General features: G+C 34.6%; 21 protein-coding genes. 8 read left to right on the top strand and 13 right to left on the bottom strand.

Annotation, left to right across the window (positions count from 1 at the left end; all coding sequences use genetic code 11):
* Positions 1 to 2: 2 nt before the first annotated feature.
* From QY331_09390 to QY331_09370, 5 genes are all read right to left on the bottom strand, one after another.
* Entirely contained in the window at positions 3 to 824 is an 822-nt protein-coding gene (locus QY331_09390; GenBank protein ID WKZ68165.1) for a purine-nucleoside phosphorylase, read from the bottom strand.
* The gene (locus QY331_09385; protein ID WKZ68164.1) at positions 824 to 2176 is read right to left on the bottom strand and encodes a nucleoside transporter C-terminal domain-containing protein; all 1353 of its coding nucleotides are present in this window, start codon (positions 2174 to 2176) and stop codon (positions 824 to 826) included. Before QY331_09385 ends, QY331_09390 begins: the two co-directional genes overlap by 1 nt.
* Before the next feature lie 8 nt (positions 2177 to 2184).
* Positions 2185 to 2763, bottom strand: coding sequence for a thymidine kinase (locus QY331_09380; GenBank protein ID WKZ68163.1), 579 nt, complete (start codon positions 2761 to 2763; stop codon positions 2185 to 2187).
* 2 nt (positions 2764 to 2765) lie between these two features.
* Positions 2766 to 3161 carry a cytidine deaminase gene (gene cdd, locus QY331_09375; protein WKZ68162.1) on the bottom strand — a complete coding sequence of 132 codons (396 nt, stop codon included), beginning with the start codon at positions 3159 to 3161 and terminating at the stop codon, positions 2766 to 2768.
* 98 nt (positions 3162 to 3259) lie between these two features.
* On the bottom strand, positions 3260 to 4249 hold the full coding sequence (locus tag QY331_09370) for a glycosyltransferase (GenBank protein WKZ68161.1): 990 nt from the start codon (positions 4247 to 4249) through the stop codon (positions 3260 to 3262).
* Positions 4250 to 4310: 61 nt separating this feature from the next.
* Here QY331_09370 and QY331_09365 point away from each other — a divergent pair, with 61 nt between their 5' ends.
* Positions 4311 to 5324: a hypothetical protein gene (locus QY331_09365; GenBank protein WKZ68160.1), complete on the top strand. Its 1014-nt coding sequence runs from the start codon at positions 4311 to 4313 to the stop codon at positions 5322 to 5324.
* Here QY331_09365 and QY331_09360 read toward each other — a convergent pair whose 3' ends face one another.
* Genes QY331_09360 through floA form a run of 3 tightly spaced genes read right to left on the bottom strand, consistent with a single transcriptional unit; the run spans position 5325 to position 8921 of the window.
* Positions 5325 to 7325 (bottom strand): ATP-dependent helicase, encoded by a 2001-nt coding sequence (locus QY331_09360; protein ID WKZ68159.1) that lies wholly within the window; start codon positions 7323 to 7325, stop codon positions 5325 to 5327.
* Positions 7325 to 7933, bottom strand: a complete 609-nt coding sequence (locus QY331_09355) for a hypothetical protein (GenBank protein WKZ68158.1) — start codon at positions 7931 to 7933, stop codon at positions 7325 to 7327. Before QY331_09355 ends, QY331_09360 begins: the two co-directional genes overlap by 1 nt.
* Complete coding sequence (floA, locus tag QY331_09350) at positions 7923 to 8921, bottom strand: flotillin-like protein FloA (protein ID WKZ68157.1); 999 nt, start codon at positions 8919 to 8921, stop codon at positions 7923 to 7925. Before floA ends, QY331_09355 begins: the two co-directional genes overlap by 11 nt.
* 204 nt (positions 8922 to 9125) lie before the next feature.
* On the opposite strand from floA, the gene QY331_09345 reads away from it, so the two are divergent.
* The 5 genes from QY331_09345 (at position 9126) to QY331_09325 (ending at position 15495) form a co-directional block, all read left to right on the top strand.
* Positions 9126 to 11678 carry an ATP-dependent Clp protease ATP-binding subunit gene (locus tag QY331_09345; protein ID WKZ68156.1) on the top strand — a complete coding sequence of 851 codons (2553 nt, stop codon included), beginning with the start codon at positions 9126 to 9128 and terminating at the stop codon, positions 11676 to 11678.
* 208 nt (positions 11679 to 11886) lie between these two features.
* Positions 11887 to 12165, top strand: a complete 279-nt coding sequence (locus tag QY331_09340; protein WKZ68155.1) for a 4a-hydroxytetrahydrobiopterin dehydratase — start codon at positions 11887 to 11889, stop codon at positions 12163 to 12165.
* Between the two features lie 215 nt (positions 12166 to 12380).
* Complete coding sequence (locus QY331_09335) at positions 12381 to 13616, top strand: PP2C family protein-serine/threonine phosphatase (GenBank protein WKZ68154.1); 1236 nt, start codon at positions 12381 to 12383, stop codon at positions 13614 to 13616.
* Position 13617: 1 nt separating this feature from the next.
* The gene (locus QY331_09330; protein WKZ68153.1) at positions 13618 to 14931 is read left to right on the top strand and encodes a 4Fe-4S dicluster domain-containing protein; all 1314 of its coding nucleotides are present in this window, start codon (positions 13618 to 13620) and stop codon (positions 14929 to 14931) included.
* A 12-nt stretch (positions 14932 to 14943) separates the two neighbouring features.
* A complete protein-coding gene (locus tag QY331_09325) occupies positions 14944 to 15495 on the top strand; it encodes a BMC domain-containing protein (protein WKZ68152.1) in 552 nt (183 codons plus the stop codon).
* A 110-nt stretch (positions 15496 to 15605) separates the two neighbouring features.
* Here QY331_09325 and QY331_09320 read toward each other — a convergent pair whose 3' ends face one another.
* Positions 15606 to 16067, bottom strand: coding sequence for a CBS domain-containing protein (locus QY331_09320; GenBank protein ID WKZ68151.1), 462 nt, complete (start codon positions 16065 to 16067; stop codon positions 15606 to 15608).
* 189 nt (positions 16068 to 16256) lie between these two features.
* Entirely contained in the window at positions 16257 to 17444 is a 1188-nt protein-coding gene (locus QY331_09315; protein WKZ68150.1) for a TraB/GumN family protein, read from the bottom strand.
* A gap of 155 nt (positions 17445 to 17599) precedes the next feature.
* Between QY331_09315 and QY331_09310 the strand changes: the two genes are divergently transcribed.
* A complete protein-coding gene (locus QY331_09310) occupies positions 17600 to 18109 on the top strand; it encodes an SRPBCC domain-containing protein (protein WKZ68149.1) in 510 nt (169 codons plus the stop codon).
* Between the two features lie 26 nt (positions 18110 to 18135).
* Complete coding sequence (locus tag QY331_09305; protein ID WKZ68148.1) at positions 18136 to 18768, top strand: hypothetical protein; 633 nt, start codon at positions 18136 to 18138, stop codon at positions 18766 to 18768.
* A 50-nt stretch (positions 18769 to 18818) separates the two neighbouring features.
* Here QY331_09305 and QY331_09300 read toward each other — a convergent pair whose 3' ends face one another.
* From QY331_09300 to QY331_09290, 3 genes are all read right to left on the bottom strand, one after another.
* Positions 18819 to 19406, bottom strand: coding sequence for a DUF1579 domain-containing protein (locus tag QY331_09300; protein WKZ68147.1), 588 nt, complete (start codon positions 19404 to 19406; stop codon positions 18819 to 18821).
* Positions 19407 to 19480: 74 nt separating this feature from the next.
* Positions 19481 to 20050: a tyrosine-protein phosphatase gene (locus QY331_09295; protein ID WKZ68146.1), complete on the bottom strand. Its 570-nt coding sequence runs from the start codon at positions 20048 to 20050 to the stop codon at positions 19481 to 19483.
* Positions 20050 to 21831 carry a glycoside hydrolase family 2 TIM barrel-domain containing protein gene (locus QY331_09290; GenBank protein ID WKZ68145.1) on the bottom strand — a complete coding sequence of 594 codons (1782 nt, stop codon included), beginning with the start codon at positions 21829 to 21831 and terminating at the stop codon, positions 20050 to 20052. The genes QY331_09295 and QY331_09290 overlap by 1 nt, the downstream gene beginning before the upstream one ends.
* Positions 21832 to 21850: the final 19 nt, after the last annotated feature.

Raw genomic sequence — 21850 nt, 5'->3', positions numbered from 1 at the left:
GATTACAAAAGCGAAATGGTTTTCTTAATTAATCGCTCGAACATCACTTTTGAATGATCGGCTGTTTCCATTACTTCTTGATGAGATAATTTTTGAGGGGAGATTCCGGCAGCGTGATTTGTTATCAATGAAATTGCTCCGACTTTTAATCCTAACTTCATTCCGAATATAGCTTCATGAACAGTTGACATTCCGACGGCATCAATTCCTAATTTCCCATACATTTTAATTTCAGCCGGACTTTCATAACTCGGTCCTTTTGTCAATATGTATGTGCCTTCTTTTAATGGAATTTTTTCATCCAACGCAGCTTCTCGAATCGCTGATTTAATTTTCTTCGAAGGAAAGTCTTGTAAGTAATTTTTTTCTTCGGCAGTAGCTATACCAAATAATTCGGTGATTTCTTTTTTGAGATTTAGAGAATTAAAATCCAACGTCAGCATTAAATCACCGGGTGAAAAGTTTGGATTTACTCCACCGGCAGCATTTGTGATTATCAGATTTTTACAACCTAATTCGGAAGCAATTAAAACCGGGAGCACGCATTCGGATAATCGATAACCTTCGTAATAATGAATTCTGCCTTGGAAGATCAATAAATTTTTACCGGCATATTTCGAAAAGTGAATAAATCCCTTGTGTCCTTCAACAGTTGACTTTGGATAATTCGATAACGATTCGGTCGGAATTGATAAAGATGTATCTACTTTAGTTGCAAAATCACCTAATCCACTGCCAAGAATTAAGCCGATTTCGGGTGTAAAAGGAGCTTTTGATTTAATTTGATTTAAGAGTTCTCGATATTTTTCCGTTAAGTTTATCACTAAAATAAAATTCCTGCTAAAGTTGCCGTCATCAATGTAGCCAAGGTTCCGCCAATAACTGCTTTTATTCCTAGTGATGCGATATCTGTCCCACGATTGGGAGCAAGCGGTGTAATTCCTCCCAATTGAATTGCAATAGAACTGAAATTAGCAAATCCGCATAACGCGTATGTAGCCATAACAATTGCTTTTTCATTAACTAGAGTTTTTAATTCTATCAACCGGCTCATATCAAAATATGCCACAAATTCATTTAGAACTACTTTTGTACCTATCAAGCTTCCAAATTCTAATGCATTTTCCCATGGAACTCCGATAGCAAATGCTAAAAATTGGAGCACGAGACCAAACAGCAATTGCATACTTAGTGGTTTTCCAAACTCAGTCTCAAAAAATGTATTAATTCCAAAAACATCACCAAGTCCAATCAAAATATGATTAACTAAAGCGATTAAAGCTATGAAAGCAATCAACATAGCGCCGACATTTAAAGCTAATTTTAGACCATCTCCCGCACCAACTGCGGCCGATTCAATCAGATTAGACGCATTTTTCTCAATATTTACTTTTACATCACCTTTCGTTTCGGGTGTGTCAGTTTCCGGAAAAATAATTTTAGAAATTAAAAGAGCGGCTGGAGCAGCCATTACGCTTGCTCCCAATAAATGTGTAGCGAACATTAATTGTGCTTCTTCGAGTGGTAATCCCATAGATTGTGAGAATGAATAACCGAGCATTTGAATGTAAGCTGCCATAACGCCACCTGCAATTGTCGCCATTCCACCTGTCATGATGGTGAGTAATTCACTTTTTGTTAAACCCTTCAAAAATGGTTTTATCATTAGCGGAGCTTCGGTCTGGCCTACAAAAATATTAGCTGTAACTGAAAGAGATTCTGCTCCACTGGTTCCCATTAACTTGGCCATAACCCACGCCATTCCTTGCACTACTCTTTGCATAATGCCGAGATAGTAAAGAATTGACATTAAACTGGCAAAGAAAATTATGGTAGGTAAAACTTGAAATGCGAAGAACATTCCTAGACTACCATCTTGTCCCGGACTAATTGCTAAATCACCAAAAACAAATTTTGCTCCTTCTCCGGTAAAATTTAAAACCAGAACAAAGAAACTACTAACCCAACTGAAAAATTGTTTTGGCCAACCGAGCGGGGAAAAATAGGAACCAAGTAATTCCCCCTTTATAATTAGAATGGCAAAAAGGATTTGCAATCCTAAACCGGTACCGACTAATCGCCAGTTAACTTTTGTACGATTGTTAGATAATAGGAAAGCGATTCCAATTAATACTCCGATTCCAATAATTCCTCTAAGTATGGCAATAAAATCCATATTAATCCTTATTCAGTTTCAGGGATATAATGACATCTGCGGCATCTGGCTTCATAACTATCGGAAGCACCGACTAAAACTCTGTCTGTCGATTTAATTTTTCTTTGAGTTCTATCTGCTGGGTTTCCGCAGTTAACACAAATTGCTAATGTTTTTGTAATGTATTCTGCAATCGCTAAAAGTTGAGGCATCGGTTCAAATGGAATTCCTCTATAATCTTGATCGAGTCCTGCTACAATCACTCTTTTTCCGCTATCGGCTAATCTATTGCATACTTCAACTAAATCACTTTCATAAAATTGTGCTTCATCAATTCCGATAACTTGAGCATCGGAAGAAAGTTCTAAAATTTCTTGTGCCGAAGAAACAACTTCTGACGGCAATGATTGCTCACTGTGCGAAACGATTTTATTTTCGGAATAGCGATTATCGATCTTCGGTTTAAAAATTTTTACACGAAGTTTTGCGATTTGTGCCCGTCTTAATCTTCTAATTAGTTCCTCGGTTTTACCGCTGAACATACATCCGGCCACAACTTCTATCCAGCCGGTTTCTTTTGGGGTTGCGTGTGGTTGAAATTCCATCATAATTATTTTAAGAAATCTTCCCCGAATGAATGGGGAATAAGTTCGGTAATTTTATATTTAATAATTTCTTCTTTTGAATTGATTAAAATAATATCCAAATCTTTACCGCAAAGATCTAATAATACTTGTCGGCAAGCTCCGCAGGGTGGACAAAATTCTTTAGCATCACTCGCTATTGCGATTGAATCAAATTCTCGTTCACCTTCTAATATAGCTTGAAAAACAGCTGTTCTTTCCGCGCATATCGTCAAGCTGTATGAAGATGATTCAATATTTGCACCTTCATAAATTTTTCCACTTTTTGTTTTAAGTGCGGCGCCTACATGAAAATTTGAATATTGAGCTAATGATTTTGATTTAGCTGCGATTGCTTTTTTACCTAGTGCTAATGAATCCATAAAGTTCTCTGATAAATAAAAAATTTAGTATACTTAATTATGAAAATTGATTAAAAACTTTCCTAAAATAATTTATTTTGATGCTAATTCAAACAAAATCACTTCCACTTTGTACCCCCATAAGTACCGCGTATATAATTTACAATTAATAAAAATTCATAAATAATTTGTAGATAAAAAGCCTCAATTATTGTAAATCGATAACCAAATTTACTCTGTGAAATTTGTATGAGCAAAACATCAAAGCCCATCTTAAGAGCAAATGGTATAAAGAAGGTAGGATTAAAGAAACCGCCTATGAAACTAAAAAGTAAAATGAGATTTATTAAATGCCAAACTGCCAAAAAGATTTGATGCTTTAATAAATAATAATTTGATGTAGATGTGTGACGTGCTTTTTGAATTAAGTAATCATTCCAATTTTCTTTTGTTTTTGAATAAACAAATGCATCCGGATATTCAACTGTTCCGATTTTCATTTTATTTTTTACAGCTTCACGAATCAATAAATCGTCATCGCCGCAGAGTGTCTGAAGTGTTTTGCTGTAACCATCTAATTTTTCAAAAGCGATTTTATGAAATCCGAAACTTCTTGCAGCAGCCGAATAGGGAAAACCAAATCTTGTAGCAGTGAACGTTAGAATGTGTGAGCGAAGATTTTCGAATGTAGCAACTTTATTAACAAAACTACCGGTTTGTTTGTAAGGTGAAATGCCGAAAAGAAAATCATAACCTTTGCTAAACTTTTCGGAATAACGAATTAACCAATTTGGCTCCGGTTCGCAGTCCGCATCCGTAATTAAAATGAAATCATTTTTTGCATGAGCAATCCCAATATCAAGAGCACCTTTTTTCCCTGGATGCTTTTTACCGAGTGAGTCAAATAATTTTGCGTTGGGATTTGTCTGAATAAATTCATCAATTACACTTTTTGTGTTATCGGTTGATTGGTCGTTAACAAAAATGATCTCATAATTTTCTTTCGGATAATTTAATTTTTTCAATGACTCAAAAAGGGAAGCCATAGTTTTTTCTTCATTGTGCGCAGCGATTATTATTGAGAATTTTAAAAGATGGTTATTGGACATTTTATCTTAAGAGATCAATTTATATATTGACAAATTTTTGTGAAAAATTCATTTTTATAGAGTGAATATAATTACTAAAATATCATATTCCGCAATAATTATTTTATTATTTCTCACCTCAGCAGCAAAAGCACAACAAAATAGATTATCATCTTATCATTTTAGCGATTATGCAGATACAAAAAGTTCAGCAATGGGTTTTACTGCAGTATCTAATCCATTTACTCCAATGAGTTATAAATCAAATCCGGCAAATTTAAGTTTTGACTCCGACATAAATTTATATGGAGGTGGGGTTGAAGATGAAAATGTATTATCATCTTCTGTAAGTATCAACGGTTTAGGGATTGCAGTAGATTATTCCTATGCAAGTTACCATGCGTATTTGACTCCAAGTTTTGATTTCACCTCGCAATATTACTCAAATGATTATCAGAATAATTTTTATTCACTATCCTTAAGCAAATTTATTCTGGCTGATTTTGCTATCGGAACATCCGTTACAATGTTTGATCTTAATAATAACATATCATATAAAATTAATATTGGGAGTATTTATAAAATTGAAAATCCCTTCAACAGTTCGATTCTAAAAAACGAAATATATTTTGGTTTTGCGATAAATAATATTGGACCGGATATTGAAACAGAATGGGATAATGTTTTTCTGCCAATTTATGGATCGATAGGTACAACATTAAGGTTAATCTCCGGAGATAAGTCTTTATTTGCCTACTCATTTGAAGCTTCGATGAAATATAAAAACTATTTAAATCCTTCTTCAAATAGCAGTGAGTATTTTTTAAGTGATAGAAGTGAAAAAAAAGAAAGAGATTATTGGGGGGTTGGATTTGAACTCACCTTATTCAAGCTAATTTCTATTAGGGACGGATATTACAAATCACCGTTCAGAGACAATATAATTCATACTGGTGGAATTGGAATTCATTTTCCACCAAAAGTTACTAAGTTTTCAGTTTCTATTGAGTACATGCGTTACTGGAATGATCGTCCATATTACTGGAGAATAGGACCTTATTCAGGTTCAATAAATTTTGCATATAGATTAGATTAATCAGTGCTCTTCTTCCAGCAAATACTCATCAGCTAACTCATCTGAGATACCGTCAATAAATCTTGATCGCTTTGATAATGTAGTCCCGGTTATTCGATCAAAAATATTCATCGGATACGATACAAATAAATTTTGCTTAGCTCTTGTTGATGCAACATACATTAATCGTCTTTCTTCTTCCAAAGCTTCAATACTTTCGTAAGATTGACCGGAAGGAAACATTCCTTCAAGTGCGTGAATTATAAATACGGAATGCCATTCCAATCCTTTTGCGGAATGAATAGTTGAAAGAATTAACTTTTCATTTTCTTTATCTTCTTCAATTACATCGGTCACAGAATCTTGAGGTGGTTCCAAAGCCATATCGGCAAGAAAACTGTCTAAACTTCTATAGTTTTCAGCAATATTTGTAAAAACTTCTAAATCCTTTTTGCGTTTGTTAAAATCATCATACTTATTAATAAAAAGGGGATCATAGTAATTAATTGCACGTATAGCTTTTTCTGCCGGAGTCTGTTTGGTTGAATGAAGATCATGTAATACTTCGAAGAGCGGATAGAGTTTATCGCCAAGCGAAGACTGTTCGGCAATTGCATCCGGTTTTGCTTTGAAATGAATTTTATTTTGCGAAATTTCATCTAAAATAATTTGTGCTTTCTTTGGACCAATACCTTCATGCAGTAATAAAATTCTGTACCAGCTAACAAAGTCCCGTGGGTTTGCGGCTATGCGAAGAAAAGCCAAAACATCTTTTACGTGTGCTGTTTCGACAAATTTCATTCCGCCGAATTTAATGAAAGGGATATTTGCTTTGTTTAATTCTATTTCTAAATCAAATGAGAAATACGAATTGCGAAACAATACTGCAATCTCATTCAACGGGACATTTTCTTCACGTAACTCTAAGATTCTATCGACAATAAACCTCGATTGCATATTTTCATTTGCTGCAGAAATTATTGCGGGCAATTCACCAAATGGTCTGCGTGTGAATAAATGTTTTTCATACTTTTCTATCGCCGCATCTATAATGTAATTGGTCAATTTTAAAATTGCTTGTGTACTTCTATAATTTTCTTCCAGCTTAATGATTTCAACATTTTTAAAGAGGTTAGGGAAGTCCATGATATTTTTAAAGTTCGCACCACGAAATGAATAGATTGATTGCGAATCATCACCGACAACCATAACATTATTATGATTTTGTGCCAAACCCATTACGATATCAGCCTGAAGTTTATTAGTGTCTTGATATTCATCAACCATTACAAATTTTATTGATGAAAGTAGATTCTTAGCACCGGGCGAAAGATCAAAAAGAAATTTTCTCAAATAAATTAGAAGATCATCGTAGTCCAATAAACTATTTTGTTTCTTATAAGATTCATAGATTTTCTTTATTTCTAAAATTTGATTAACATACTTTGCAAAATGAGGATAATCAAACTCAAGAATTTCTTGTATCGTTTTACTAGTATTTACACTTAAAGAGAATACTTTATTTAGTGTCTGCTTATTTGGAAATCTCTTTTTCAGTTCTTGCAAATTTAACTGACCACGGATGAGATTAATTACATCTTCACTATCACCCTGATCGAGAATAGTAAAACCGGAATGAAGTCCAAGATCCTTTGCATATTTTCTTAAAGTGAGATTTGCGAATGAATGAAAAGTTCCGCCATTAATTTTCGAACATCGGTTATCAAGAAGAATTGCAGCTCGATTCATCATTTCACGTGCAGCTTTTCTTGTAAATGTTAAAAGTAAAATCGATTGTGGGTCATATCCCATTTCAACTAAACGAGCAACTCGATATACGAGAGTTCTAGTTTTACCAGTTCCGGCACCGGCAATAAGAAGATAAGCTCCTTCGACTGCTTTTACCGCGTCAAGTTGAGCGGGGTTTAATTCATTGTCATAATCTATAGTAAAACGGGCTTCATCAACTTTTGCATTGAAGCCCGCTTTATTAACTCTGGTAAGCTTATATTTTTTAGCCATTATCTGCGATAAGCTTTGGGTTTGTTTAATATTTCCGATACTAAAATATATTCTCTAATTGTATCCGGGTTACTGATATTCTTTCTGATGTTTTTAACATACTCAACAGTTTCCGTCATTGATTGACCGACATCTTCAACTTCGATTTTATCCGGTAATCTTTTTAAACTTTCTTTTGCTTTTTTGATTCTAGCCTCTAGCCGAGCATTTGGATCAATGAATTCGGATTCAACTTTTTCTTGATCTACTTTTTTTTGCTCATATCGAACAGTCTCGACTCCAACTGAGTCTTCAAACTCTTCCTCAGGATTCCATGTTGTATCATGATATCCACTTGGATCGAAGACTTCGGTATTTCTATCGGACGGATATTTTGTCTGAGAGCCAGTTTGATCCGGAATTTTAAGACCAAATAATTGTTCTAGAATATCTTGTGTAGTTTCCTTTTTCTTCTCAACTTTTTGTTGTGACTGAGTCGATTGAGTCCTAGCTGTTTCATCTCTATTACGTTGTTCGGTTTGCTTTTTTTTCTTTTTGCCGAAAAAACTTTGCAAAGCAGAAACAATAAAGAAAATTATTATAAGATATTCAAAAAGATTACTGTCCATCTTGGTCCTTATCCCGCTTTTCATCAGGTTTTGCTATTGTATTTCGCATATCTGTATCAGATTGAATGTTACGTAAATTATAATAATCCATAACACCAAGATTTCCTGATCTAAATGCTTCGGAAATTGCTTTCGGAATTTCAGCTTCGGCTTCAACAACTTTTGCACGCATTTCGGCAACTCTGGCTTTCATTTCTTGCTCAGTTGCAACCGCTGCGGCTCTTCTTTCTTCGGCTTTAGCTCTTGCAACTTTTAAATCGGCTTCAGCTTGATCTGTTTGTAAAATAGCACCGATGTTTGTACCTATGTCAACATCCGCGATATCAATTGATAGAATTTCAAATGCTGTTCCGGAATCCAATCCTTTTGCTAAAACAACCTTAGAAATACTATCCGGATTTTCTAATACTGCTTTGTGAGTTTCGCTTGAACCAATTGTTGATACAATACCTTCACCCACACGAGCTAATATTGTTGCTTCACCGGCACCACCGACTAATCTTTCTATATTTGCTCTAACGGTAATACGTGCAATCGCCTTCAATTGAATACCATCTTTCGCAACAGCAGCAACTAATGGTGTTTCAATAACTTTCGGAAGCACGGACATTTTTACGGCTTCTAATACATCACGTCCCGCAAGATCAATAGCTGCGGCTTTTTCAAAATCTAATTCTAGATTTGCCTTATTTGCAGAAATCAAAGCGTTAACAACTTTAATTACATTACCTCCTGCAAGGTAATGTGCTTCAAGTAACGAAACTTGAACATACAAGCCAGCTTTTGTTGCAGATATCATACTTCTAACAATTACAACTGGCGAAACTTTTCTAAGTCTCATTCCTACTAAATCTTTAAAGATTTTTAGTTTTACACCAGAAAAATAGGCTGTAATAAATAACCCTATCGGGACGAAGTAGAAAATGAGGAATAAAAATAATATGGCACCGATTATAATAAATATTGAAATACCTGAGACTGCATCCATTCTTGTTCTCCTTAATTTGACTTATTAATTGAAAATTAACAAAAAATTATTACAATGTTTCAAAAATAGGTAACATCTTTAATACTTGTTATAGTTCAAGTTGTTTAGTATTGTTGAATAGAGGATACTTTATATGTATTTTTGAAACAATTTTAATAGAAATTCTGTTAAAGATTTAATTCAATTTACGCAAAGGATAATATTATGGATGGTAATTTTTCTGAAAGAGTACAGGAAGTCATCAGATTAAGCAGAGAAGAAGCCCTGCGGTTAGGTCATGATTATATCGGTACTGAACATTTGCTTCTAGGAATAATTAGAGAAGGACACGGTGTTGCTGTTAAAATTCTTAGAAATTTGGATGTTGAGTTAGTAAAATTAAAAAAAGCAATTGAGGATACAGTTAGAAGTTCGGGTGGTACATTAACAATTGGAAATATTCCACTGACTAAACAAGCTGAAAAAGTTTTGAAGATTACACAGATCGAATCAAAAATATATAAATCAGATGTAATTGGGACAGAGCATATACTGCTTTCTTTATTGAGAGATGAGGATAACATTGCTACACAAATTCTTCATCAATTCAATGTTAATTATGATAGTGCTCGGGCTGAACTAAATAGCATTCTAAGCAGTAAAGATCCCGACGAACCAACAAAAGGTTTTCCACATCCGGGAGCTCCTCAATCGCCTAAAGGTGGTCAAAAAGCCGAGAGAACTAAAACACCTGTATTAGATAATTTTGGGAGAGATCTAACCAAATTTGCAGCTGATGATAAACTCGATCCTGTTATAGGGAGAGAAAAAGAAATTGAACGTGTTGCTCAAGTTTTAAGTCGAAGAAAGAAAAATAATCCTGTATTAATTGGTGAACCCGGAGTTGGTAAAACAGCAATTGCGGAAGGTTTAGCATTAAGAATTCATCAACGCAAAGTTCCTAGAATTCTGCAAGATAAAAGAATTGTTACTCTTGATTTAGCCGGATTAGTTGCCGGAACAAAGTATCGTGGACAATTTGAAGAAAGAATGAAAGCCTTAATGAATGAATTAGAAAAAGCCGATGATGTAATTTTATTCATTGATGAATTACATACAATTGTCGGTGCCGGCGGAGCATCCGGTTCGTTGGATGCTTCAAATATGTTTAAACCAGCTTTAGCAAGAGGTGATATACAATGTATCGGTGCAACAACTTTGGATGAGTATAGAAAATACATCGAAACTGATGGTGCGTTAGATAGAAGGTTCCAAAAAGTAATGGTTGACCCTCCGTCAATTGATGAAACTATCGAAATTCTTGAGCACATAAAAGTTAAATACGAGGAGCATCACAGAGTTAAATATTCAAGTGAAGCTTTAGCATCCGCAGTTAAAATGAGTGCGCGTTATATGACGGATCGGCATCTACCTGATAAGGCTATTGATGTTATAGACGAAGCGGGTTCTCGGGTTCACATGGGTAACTTTACCGTGAGTGACGAAATTCTAAAACTTGAAGAAGAAATAGAAAAAGTAAAACACGAGAAAATAAAAGTTGTTAAAGAACAAGATTACGAACAAGCTGCTAGACTTCGTGATAAAGAGAGAACATTACAATCTGATCTTGAAGTGGCTAAAAGAGAATGGGATGCAAAAACTAAAGACATTATCCATGATGTTTCGGAAGATGATATTGCTACAGTCGTTTCGATGATGACAGGAATACCCGTAACTCGTGTTGTTCAAGCTGAATCCGAAAAACTTCTTAAAATGGAAAATGCTCTCAAGGCAAAAATTGTTGGTCAAGATGAAGCAGTTATTAAACTAACTAAAGCAATAAGAAGAACAAGAGCCGGGCTAAAGAACCCGCATAGACCAATAGGAAGTTTTATTTTCTTAGGTCCAACCGGTGTAGGAAAAACTGAATTAGCTAAGGTACTTGCCAGATACTTATTTGATTCTGATGAAGCATTAATTAGAATTGACATGAGTGAATACATGGAGAAGTATTCAGTTTCCCGGTTAGTTGGTGCCCCTCCCGGATATGTCGGTTATGAAGAAGGTGGTCAACTTACTGAAAAAGTGAGACGTAAACCTTATTCAGTTGTTCTGTTCGACGAAATAGAAAAAGCTCATCCGGATGTATTCAACATTTTATTGCAAGTCCTTGATGATGGTATGTTGACTGATAGTTTAGGACGAAGAGTTGATTTCAAAAACACAATTATAATAATGACATCAAACGTCGGAACAAAAGATATTAAAGCTACCGGCGGAATTGGTTTTGCCGATGAGTCTGAAGCGAATGCATATGAAAAGTTAAAAAACACTGTAGAAGATGCGATGAAAAAACTTTTCAACCCGGAATTCTTAAATAGAATTGATGAAGCGATTGTGTTTAGAAATCTTGAAATCGAAGATATCAAACAAATTATTGAAATCGAGATGAAAGAATTAGTTAAGAATGTTGAAGATAACAAAATGGAAATCGAACTTGATAAGTCGGCCCTTGCTTTCTTAGCTGAAAAAGGATTTGATCAAAAGTATGGGGCTCGACCGTTAAAACGTGCAATTCAAAAATATATTGAAGATCCACTCGCTGAAGAAATGCTCTTGGGTAATTTTAAAGAAGGTAGTAAAATACTCGTAAAGCACAAAAAGAATACTGAGGAACTTTATTTCATTTCCCCTAAATTATCGGATAAAAATGATGATGATAAATCAGAGTCCAACGAAGAGACAAGCGGAAATAAAAAAGAAGAGAAAGTCGATTAAAAGCAGAATATAGAATTAAGAAACAAACAGTAAAAAAAGCTCGGTTATTCCGGGCTTTTTGGTTTTTGTTAGGTTATTCTTTTTATTGTCATTCGATGATAAGCTGGAAACAACATAATTTATTCAAGAATTCACAAATTTAGAGGACCTTTCAACAATTAATTAAAACGCATAGATAATTCTTTAAAATAATTGAAAGGAAAATTTTATGTCATTACTCAGCAACAAAGCAATCAACGAATCATTGAATAAACTTGATGGATGGAAGCTCGAAAATAATTCCATTTTCAAGGAATATGAATTGAAAGATTTTTCAGCAGCGATTGGATTTGTAACACAAGTAGGTATTGTAGCTGAAAAAGTCGATCACCATCCGGATATTCTAATTAACTCATGGAATAAAGTGAAAATTACTTTGTCCACCCATAGTCAAGGCGGAATTACCAATAAAGATATTTCACTAGCCGAAAAAATTGATAACTTATAAATGAATTTTACTGATATGTAAAGAGGCGATCCATCGTCGCTTACTTTTTCAAATTGAATAAGCCCAAACCAAGCGAACAAGGAAGTTCGCTTTACAGTGAAGTATTCTAGACTTGTTTACCAAAAGTATGACCAAGAGAATCTTTTTAATTTTATAACTACCGTAAAATGATTAATTTTACAACACTCATTCACCTTACTCTAATCTAGGGATATATGGAACAAAGGAAATTATACAAGACATTAGACACAATTGCATCTCGTCGGTTTAAAAGTGAAGAAGAAATGCTAATCGAAGTATTAAACCAAGTTGTTGCGAGAGAACAAATCAACGTAACCGGCGGGCGAATTTGGAGACTCAACAAACTTGCGAAAGCATATACTCTAGTTTATCAAACCGGTGATGTTCAAAAGATTCCTGCGGATTTCTTACTACCTGTAGAAGAATATCCTATCTTCAAAGAAATAACTAAAGAAAGGACAATTCTCGCTGATGAAACAAACCAAATTCTAAAAAGCAAAGGTATTTTTAAGTATTCTGCATCGGGTGTTGGTTTAAAAATAAAAATAGGTGCCGATAGATATTATGAATACATGCTTGCTGTTAACAGTGAAGAAAAAAATGAAGATCTTAGCTACACATTGAACATTGTTGCTACAGTACTTACATCCAAATTAAACGCATGGCGATTGTCCAATTCAAGAAAAGATTTAATTGAAGATATTGATAGAGCAAAACAACTTCAAAAAAGTATTCTTCCGGAACATGAATATAGTTTTCATAATTATGATCTTTTTGGCATTACCTTACCGGCATATATAGTTGGCGGTGATTTTTTCGATTACCTCGAAATTGGTCCGCATGGTGATAGACTTGGTATAGCTGTTGGTGATGCTGCTTCAAAGGGTTTGGCTGCTGCGGCAGAAGCAATGTACATTTCGGGTGCATTAAGAATGGCATGTACATTTGAAATAAAAATTTCACCTTTATTTTATCGTATGAATGAATTGGTGAATAAAATTTTTGAAGATGATAAATTTTCTTCACTCTTCTATTGCGAAATATCAACTGATAAAAAAGGATTATGTTTATATGCTAATGCCGGTCATAATCCGCCGATATTTTTTGATAAAAGTAAACAAGAACTTTTCTATCTTGATCCTACGGGTCCTTTAATTGGACCGGCTCCGCACTCAACTTACAGCACTGATAGCTTTAATTTTAGTGAGGGAGATATTTTAGTTATTTACTCCGATGGAGTAACAGAAGCCGCAAATCAAAACTTTGAGTTTTATGAAGAAGAAAGATTAAAAGAAATTATCAAAGCTAATGTTGCCAGAACACCCAAAGAAATTGCGATGACAATTATTGAGGATGTTACAAAATTTTCCACAACCGATAGCAAATATCAAGACGATAAAACCATAGTAGTGATTAAACGAAAGGGATAAAATGTCGTTAGACCAAAAAATGTTTGAAGCCGGAGTTGTTGGTGCGGGCGGTGCCGGTTTCCCAACACACATTAAAGCAAAATCAACCGTAGAATTTGTGTTAGCAAATGGTGCCGAGTGTGAACCGTTGATTCATAAAGATCTTGAGATTATGAAAAATTTCCCGAAAGAAATTGTTAATGGCATGGAATTAATGATAAAACAGACAAAAGCGAAGAAAGGTTTTTTTGGAATAAAATCAAAGAACACGATTGCGATGGAAAAAATTCAAAATGAATTCACCAACGGAAAAATTGATTTGACAATTCTTGGTGACTTTTATCCATCCGGTGATGAATACGAGTTAGTTTACGAAGCTACAAAAAGATTAATTCCGCCTCATGGAATTCCACTCGATGTTGGATGTGTTGTCAACAATGTGGAAACATTTTATAATGTCAGTCGTGCATCTGAAGGAATACCCGTAACTGAGAAATTTGTTTGTGTTGCCGGAGCGGTGAGAAATCCATCAACATTTTTTGCTCCGGTTGGGACCAGTTTTGAAGAACTAATTAAACATGCTGGCGGAGCTACTGTTAATGATTATGGAATATTCATCGGTGGTTTACTGATGGGTACATTAACGTTCGATCTCTCTGAAGTTGTAACAAAAACAACGGCAGCGATAATCGTTCTCCCTAAGAATCATTATATGATTAATAGAATGGAACGACCGAAAGAGGACATGAATCGTATAGGTAAATCGGCTTGCGATCAATGTAGTTATTGTACTGAATTCTGTCCGCGTTATTTACTCGGCTATGATGTTCAACCTCATAAAGTGATGCGGTCATTACAATTCACAGCATCGGGTAAGGATTTATGGAATCAATATGCGGATCTTTGTTGTGCTTGCGGGCTTTGTTCATTATACGCTTGTCCCGAAGATTTATATCCACGTGAAGCATGTGTGCAGAGTAAAGAAGAAATGCGCGTGAATGGCGAAAAATATGAACAACAAAAACCTGTTAAAGTTCATCCTATTAAAGAGGGAAGACGGGTTCCATTGAAGCAGTTGCGGAAGAGATTAAATGTAGAGGAATATGAAAAAGACACACCTTATAATAGCAATAGACCGCAACCCAATTCGGTAAAAATAAAGTTGAAGCAGCATGTTGGTGCACCGGCAATTTCCTTGGTTAATATCGGAGATATAGTCAAGGTTGGGGATGTAATAGCGAAACCTGAAGAAGGAAAACTTGGTTCAACCATTCATGCATCGATTAGTGGAAAAATATCACATATTAATGAAGAATTTATAAGAATTTCAAAATAGAAAGGTATCATTATGCAAATGAATTCACTTGGATTGATTGAGATGACAAGTATTGCAGCGGGAATGCAAGCAGCTGATATTATGTTAAAAACATCGCAAGTCGAACTTGTTCTTTCACGTACGATATGTTCAGGTAAATATATGGTTTTAATCGGTGGTGAAGTCGCAGAAGTTCAATCAGCGATCGATGCTGCCTCAACACAGATTGATTTTGCAGTAATTGATACTTTTGTTATTCCTCATGTTCATCCGGATGTTTTCCCGGCACTTTCCGGTCATACTCTCGCAACTGAATTGGAAGCATTAGGAATTATTGAATCATTTTCGGTTGCCTCCTTGATTGAAGGAGCCGATGCCGCCGTTAAAGCCGCAAGTGTTCAATTGATTGAAATAAGATTGGCAATGGCACTCGGCGGAAAAGCATTTTGTACGTTGACAGGCGAAGTAGCCGCAGTAAGAAGTGCGGTTGATGCTGGTGCTCAAGTTATTGCAGATAAAGGTTTGCTCGTTAACAAAGTTGTAATCCCGCAGCCACGCAAAGAATTGATGAGTGAGATGATTTAATTTGCTTTGTGTAATACTTGATAATACATTTCACCACAAAGAACTCAAAGTAGCACAGAGATTAAATCAGTGTTATCATATACAGAAGAAAGGACAGTACTGATTAATATTTACTTTTTCTTGAATCTCCAATTTTCGTAGTACTCCCAACTAACAATGGCATTTAGTGCTTCTAGTTCTTTTGTTTTTTCGTTTAAGTTTGCTTTAATAACATCACCCATGGAAAGTAGCCCAACGTATTCGTCTTTTTTTTGAATGAGAAGATGCCGAAATCTCTTACCTAAGAAAATGTCAAGCAGCGAATACAATGATGCGTTGTGAGGGGCTGAAGTTATATTTCTTGTCATATATTTTTCTACAGTATCATTATTTATATCGAATGACTCGAGCAAAGAGTTTCTTAAAAAATCTCTTTCGGTCCAAATACCAACTATTTTATTATTCTCGGTGACAAGTATTGACCCGATTTTATTATCAACCATCTTCTTAATTGCATCTTTAATCTTTGTATCAGAGGGTGTTGTAATCATTTCAGTATCTTTTTCTTTCAATACATCTTCGGCAGTATACATATTTCCTCCGTTATTGATTTTTCGGATTAGGTTTTGTTTTCGAAGTTTACATTAAAGATAAATAAATTTATCAATAAAAGAAGTCTTATCGGTTCAACGAGAAAAATTACTGTTATCGAATATAGAGCAAAATTTAAATGTGAAAATGAACAAATTCGTAATCTATTATCTTTTATAGAGAAGAAGTTTCTAAAATAAATTCTTTACAATTTCAAACATTCCAACATAAGTACCTAATGCGCTTCCAAGACTCGCAAGAATAAATACTAATAAGATTCTTAGTAATCGATTCTTCCACCAATTCTTTGCTTTTAGAACATCGACACTTACTGTTTCAAATTCTTTTACTTTTGGAGGGACCAACATTAATTGCACGAATGCGGCAACATAACCGGCACCGATTAATGGTGTTAAGCTGGTAAATGGTGCAGCTATAAATGAGATAAGAATGGTCAATGGATGTCCCCAAGCAATTGCTGAACCAAGAGCACTAGGGATTCCATTTGCCAATATCCAATAAATTGCGTTATCACTTGCAGCTTGGGTTCCTTGAGAAATTCCGATATAAACAATAGCTCCGATAATTATCAACGGGATGGCATAACCAATAGTTTTCCAGAGAGGGGAGACAGGTGGAATAACTTCATATTTTGCTAAATCTTCAGTCACATCACTTTCCATCATTTTTACGATGCCGCTGAGGTGACCTGCACCGACTACAGCAACAATTTTATTTCCTTTGGATTCTTTAATTTTTTGGGATAAGTAAACATCGCGCTCATCAATTAAAACTGTTTTAAGAACCGGCATGGCTTTACCCAACTCCGACATTAATTCGTTCAGAATATCTGAATCACGCAGTTCTTTTAGTTTTTCTTCGCTGAGTTCTTCTTTTTCCAAAGTACCGGCTATACCGGCTGTCAGGAATTTTAATTTTTGCCATAGAGACATTGAGTTCCAAGCTCGTCGTAAAGTGATTCGAACATCTCTATCACAAAGTTCAATGGGAATATTATTCTCTTTTGCAGTGTTAGCTGCTTCCAACAATTCTACTCCCGGATTAACACCAAGTTTTTCACCAAGTTTTTTTTGATATGAAGCTAGTAAGATATTTATAAGTAATGTGGCAAGCTGTTTTTCTTTAATAATATTTTTTAAATCAAGTTCTTCCCACTTTTTCTTTTCACTTAATGATTTATACCTTTTTTCATCGAGCTCAATACAAACGACATCCGGTTTTTCTTCTTCAATTACTTTTCTAACTAAATCAGCAGAATCCCTTGAGATGTGAGCAGTTCCGATTAGAATAAATTCTCTGCCGTTTCTTGATAAATGAATTACATCCGTACCGTATTTTGTTTCAACAGTTGATTCCAATATTTCCTCTAAGTAATGAAATGAGAAGCAAAACTACAATTTTTTTAATTAGAATAAAAAGGCATATCCAATTTCGGTGTCAATAAAAATGGCATAAATAGAATATTTAACGAAAAATAGATATATTATCTTTATTTCGTAACCATGAGGTTAATATGAATGATACTAAATTAGAATGGGGATCGTTTACCAAACGAATCATACTGAATAAAAATTTTGAAGATGTCTATAAGTGCTGGACTATACCTGAGCTATTAACAGAATGGTTTCTTGAGAAGGCAGATTACTTAACCAAGGAAAATAATCCGAGAGACAAGAAAGATTTCATTCAGTCAGGTGATACTTTTACTTGGAAGTGGCACAATTGGGATATTTTAGAAACTGGTGAAGTTTTCACAGCCAATGGTAAGGATAAAGTAAGCTTTTCATTCGGTGCAGCTGGCAATGTACATATAAATTTGAAGACTTTTGACGATAAAACCGAAGTAGTATTAATCCAAGATAAGATACCTGTCGATGATCAAGCTAAAATGAATTACTATTGCGGCTGCTCAACCGGGTGGACATTTTGGTTGACCAATTTAAAAGCGTGGCTTGAGTATGGTCTTAAACTTAATGCAACGGGTTTAGCTCAAAGCGAGGTTCATAACTTGGTTAATGGTTAATTAATCATTTACAAATGGGGGAAAATATGATAAACTATTTCAAAGTATTCTTTATGATTGTTTTTATTGTTGGCTGTAAATATTCGCAGGCCAATACCGAAGAAGAGTATCAACTTATCGGCGGTCAATGTGAAGGTTGTGAAGCTGTCTTTGAATTTGGTAATGATGAACTTTCTCCAACTGATACTCTACCGGATTTTTTCAATAGCACACAAAAATTAAAACTATCAGGTAAAATATTTCAACCCGATGGAATTACGCCCGCAAGTGATGTAATTCTTTATATCTACCATACTGATGAAAAAGGAATCTACACAACCGCTGATTATGAATCCGGTTGGGGAAAACGTCATGGCTACAATCGTGGATGGATTAAAACGGGAATTGATGGTCAATATACATTCTATACAATTGTTCCGGGCAGCTATCCAAACAGAACTCAACCTGCCCATATTCATCCAACAATACTTGAACCTGATGGCAAATATTATTGGCTTGATAGTTATTTTTTCGACGGTGATCCTTTACTTGAGAATTTTAATCATATTAGTAAAAATCCAAGAGGTGGAGGTTCAAATATAATTTCTCTTGAAAGAGAGGGCGATTTGATGGTAGGAGAGCAAAATATTATTCTAAGAAAAAATGTGCCTAACAAATAAAAAAAGGCAGCTATAAAAGCTGCCTAAATATACATTATTCAAAAAATTTACTATTTCTTTCTATTAAATGTTATTTCCATATTTTTCATTTCCTTGCCGTCCGGACCTTTCATATACATTTCAAACATGTATTGATTTTCATTGACTGGGTGAACGGTTTGTTTAAACCAAACTGGTTCTTTCGTCATCGGATCGGTCATTTTTCCTTCATATACTAATATATTTTTCTCTTTATCATAATCACCTTCAGCATAAGTTATGCCGGTACCAAGATTATCAACCCAGATAGAAATATATTTACCGCGAGCATTATCATAACCTTCAAGACTCATTCCTTCAAAGGGCATTCCCATAACAGATCCCTTGTGATCAAACTTTAGATATCTTCCACCCATTAGCATTTCGGCATGTGCTGTTCCTTCACTGATTGTCGGTTCAGCACCGGGAGCAAACCAGTATTTGTTTGTAATTTCCCAATCACCGACAGCTTTTGAAAACCATGTATGAGGATCACCCGGAGTCATGAATTCCATCCAGGCTTTGGTCGCTTCGTCTTGCATTTGTTGTGAAACTTCTTCTTGTGCGAAGAGTATTGAGACAAACATTAAAGATAAAAAGAGAGCTGTTATTTTTTTCATTCCTACTCCTAATTATTATAAAAGATAAGATGTCCGATAATATAAGTGTTTTTGAATATCAAGGCAATTAAAATCTAATCATTAGGAGTATTATTTTTTGCAAAAAGATCAAGAGCTTCAAAAATAGCGGGATAGTTTTCATGATCATGTCCATACATAATCATTTCTTTCTTTAAATCTTCGATAGGAATATTATAGTGTTTGAATCTGTACATTGCCGAAATCAATCCCGTACGATCTTTACCGCCGAGACAATGAATTAATACAGGTTGATATGATGTATCTTCAATAATATCTAATATTTGTTGTAAGTAAGATAATTTCTGTGGAAAACGTGAATCCATTTTTTTGCTAAAGTAATTAATTCCGAGGCTGTCCGAAAGTGAACTCTCCCATAAATCGGTTTCCTCATCACCACGAAGATTGATAATAGTTTTCAATCCATGTTCTTTCATCCTGATGAGAGATTCTTTATTCGGTTGGGATGAACGCCAAAGATTTTCGTCGACAATATGAAAATTAAATTGTTTATCAACAACTGACTGTGGTGGGGGAATATAATTATCAACAACATCTTCCGGTACTCTTTGCGTACAACTAAGTAAAAGTAAGCTTCCTAACAAAACTATTAAAAAATTTTTCATTATTTCCCCAAGTAATAATTCTGTAAAATATAAAAAGCTTTCTTTTTATCACCGTTATTTGAAATCAAACCTTTTCTATTCCAGTAATCTTGAATGTTTGGTAAGACTCTGCGTGGTGAGCGAAAATCCATTAGAATCCAAGGACTCATACCTTTTAAAAAATGAACTTTCTCAAACATTTCTAATTGTTTGATATAAAGTTCTTCCTGGTATTCTTCACTCCATCGTGTTTCCTTATCCGCATGATAACCTTGAAGTGCACCGGCACCAAATTCACTTATGACTAGGGGTTTTTCAAAACTAATTTTCCAATTATGATTTGGAATATCTTCTACTTTACCGCCATACCATCCAAGATATTCGTTTGCGCCAATCACATCTAAATATTCCGAAAGGGGATCGTCTAGTAAAATATTATTATTCCCAGAATATGTTAATTCAGTTGCTGCAGAGATTAATCTTGTGGGATCAAGTGTTCTTGCAGAATCAATTAAATTACGAAGAAATTTAAGTCGTGATTCACTTCTAGGTGTTTCATTTGCAACTGACCAAATAATTACGGATGCTCGATTTTTATCGCGGGTTATCATTTCAGTCAGTTGATTTGCAGCGTTCTTGTATGTTTCATCATTATCCCAAAGTATTGTCCAATACACGGGAATCTCAGACCAAACCATTAGCCCTAGTTCGTCAGCAAGTTTCAGCATATGTTCATTGTGAGGATAATGCGCCAGTCTTACAAAATTGCATCCGAGTTCTTTGGCCCAATTTAAAAGTATTTGTGCATGTTTTGGATTTGTTGCACGGCCTCCGGTAATTGGAGCCTCTTCATGAATTGAGATCCCTCTTAGAAATATTGGTTTACCGTTTAATAAAATATCATAACCGGATGTTGAGATTGTTCTAAAACCAATTCTATCCTTTATGATTTCATCGTTATACTCAATTAATACATCATATAATTTTGGATTTTCGGGTGACCATAATTCTAATTCACATTGGAAGGAAAAAGCAACTTTACCTAGCGAGTTGGTTCCAACTAATGTATCTAGCTTGATTTCTGGAATGGAAATATTAATTAATTCTTCACTTATCTGTTCAGATAGATTTAGTCCAAATTGGATTTGTTGAATGTTCTTAGGATTTAATTGTATCGAATAATCTTGAACAAAAAGCTTTGGAGTTTCAACTAAAGAAACATCTCTTGTTAATCCTCCGTAATTCCACCAATCAGTATTTTTTGTCGGAACTCCTTCTCGTTTTCTTGTATTGTCAACTTTAAGAACAACGATGTTATTTTTCACTTTAACTAAATCAGTGATTTCAAAATTGAATGGAGTAAAACCACCTATGTGAGTTCCAAGATAATGACCGTTGAAATAAACTTTGGCTTCATAATTTACTCCGCCAAAATGGAGAAATAATTTTTTGTTCTCCGGCAAAACGTAATTAAAAGAATTCTTATACCAAATAGTTCCTTCATAGAAAAATAGATCAGTTCTTTGTGAATTCCAGTCACCGGGGACTTTAACAGTAGGAGATAGATCAAAATCATATTCAACTAAATCTGATTTATCTTTTGGTTTCTGATTTTTGAAATACCCGTTTGGGTTTGGTTCATAGCGATAATTGTAATAGCCGTTTTCAAAAGGATCAATTATAATGTGCCAATCACCGTTTAAACTAACAGTTTTTCTCCCGCTAATATTCTGTATTAACTCATCTTGTGAAATGATTTGTAGATTTACGAACAAGAATATTAGGCAGAATGTTTTGAACATTTTAATTTCCTGAGTAATA

The sequence above is a fragment of the Melioribacteraceae bacterium genome, assembly GCA_030584085.1.
Classification (GTDB): Bacteria; Bacteroidota; Ignavibacteria; order Ignavibacteriales; family Melioribacteraceae; genus SURF-28.
The sequence above is the reverse complement of the archived record's forward strand: the minus strand, read 5'-3'. Positions and strand labels throughout refer to the sequence as shown.

Bases quoted from the DNA above. Each gene is read 5' to 3' on its own strand.
- QY331_09385 (WKZ68164.1), bottom strand. From the start codon at position 2,176: ATGGATTTTATTGCCATACTTAGAGGAATTATTGGAATCGGAGTATTA.
- QY331_09380 (WKZ68163.1), bottom strand. From the start codon at position 2,763: ATGATGGAATTTCAACCACACGCAACCCCAAAAGAAACCGGCTGGATA.
- cdd (WKZ68162.1), bottom strand. From the start codon at position 3,161: ATGGATTCATTAGCACTAGGTAAAAAAGCAATCGCAGCTAAATCAAAA.
- QY331_09370 (WKZ68161.1), bottom strand. From the start codon at position 4,249: ATGTCCAATAACCATCTTTTAAAATTCTCAATAATAATCGCTGCGCAC.
- QY331_09360 (WKZ68159.1), bottom strand. From the start codon at position 7,325: ATGGCTAAAAAATATAAGCTTACCAGAGTTAATAAAGCGGGCTTCAAT.
- QY331_09355 (WKZ68158.1), bottom strand. From the start codon at position 7,933: ATGGACAGTAATCTTTTTGAATATCTTATAATAATTTTCTTTATTGTT.
- floA (WKZ68157.1), bottom strand. From the start codon at position 8,921: ATGGATGCAGTCTCAGGTATTTCAATATTTATTATAATCGGTGCCATA.
- QY331_09345 (WKZ68156.1), top strand. From the start codon at position 9,126: ATGGATGGTAATTTTTCTGAAAGAGTACAGGAAGTCATCAGATTAAGC.
- QY331_09340 (WKZ68155.1), top strand. From the start codon at position 11,887: ATGTCATTACTCAGCAACAAAGCAATCAACGAATCATTGAATAAACTT.
- QY331_09335 (WKZ68154.1), top strand. From the start codon at position 12,381: ATGGAACAAAGGAAATTATACAAGACATTAGACACAATTGCATCTCGT.
- QY331_09330 (WKZ68153.1), top strand. From the start codon at position 13,618: ATGTCGTTAGACCAAAAAATGTTTGAAGCCGGAGTTGTTGGTGCGGGC.
- QY331_09325 (WKZ68152.1), top strand. From the start codon at position 14,944: ATGCAAATGAATTCACTTGGATTGATTGAGATGACAAGTATTGCAGCG.
- QY331_09320 (WKZ68151.1), bottom strand. From the start codon at position 16,067: ATGTATACTGCCGAAGATGTATTGAAAGAAAAAGATACTGAAATGATT.
- QY331_09310 (WKZ68149.1), top strand. From the start codon at position 17,600: ATGAATGATACTAAATTAGAATGGGGATCGTTTACCAAACGAATCATA.
- QY331_09305 (WKZ68148.1), top strand. From the start codon at position 18,136: ATGATAAACTATTTCAAAGTATTCTTTATGATTGTTTTTATTGTTGGC.
- QY331_09300 (WKZ68147.1), bottom strand. From the start codon at position 19,406: ATGAAAAAAATAACAGCTCTCTTTTTATCTTTAATGTTTGTCTCAATA.
- QY331_09295 (WKZ68146.1), bottom strand. From the start codon at position 20,050: ATGAAAAATTTTTTAATAGTTTTGTTAGGAAGCTTACTTTTACTTAGT.
- QY331_09290 (WKZ68145.1), bottom strand. From the start codon at position 21,831: ATGTTCAAAACATTCTGCCTAATATTCTTGTTCGTAAATCTACAAATC.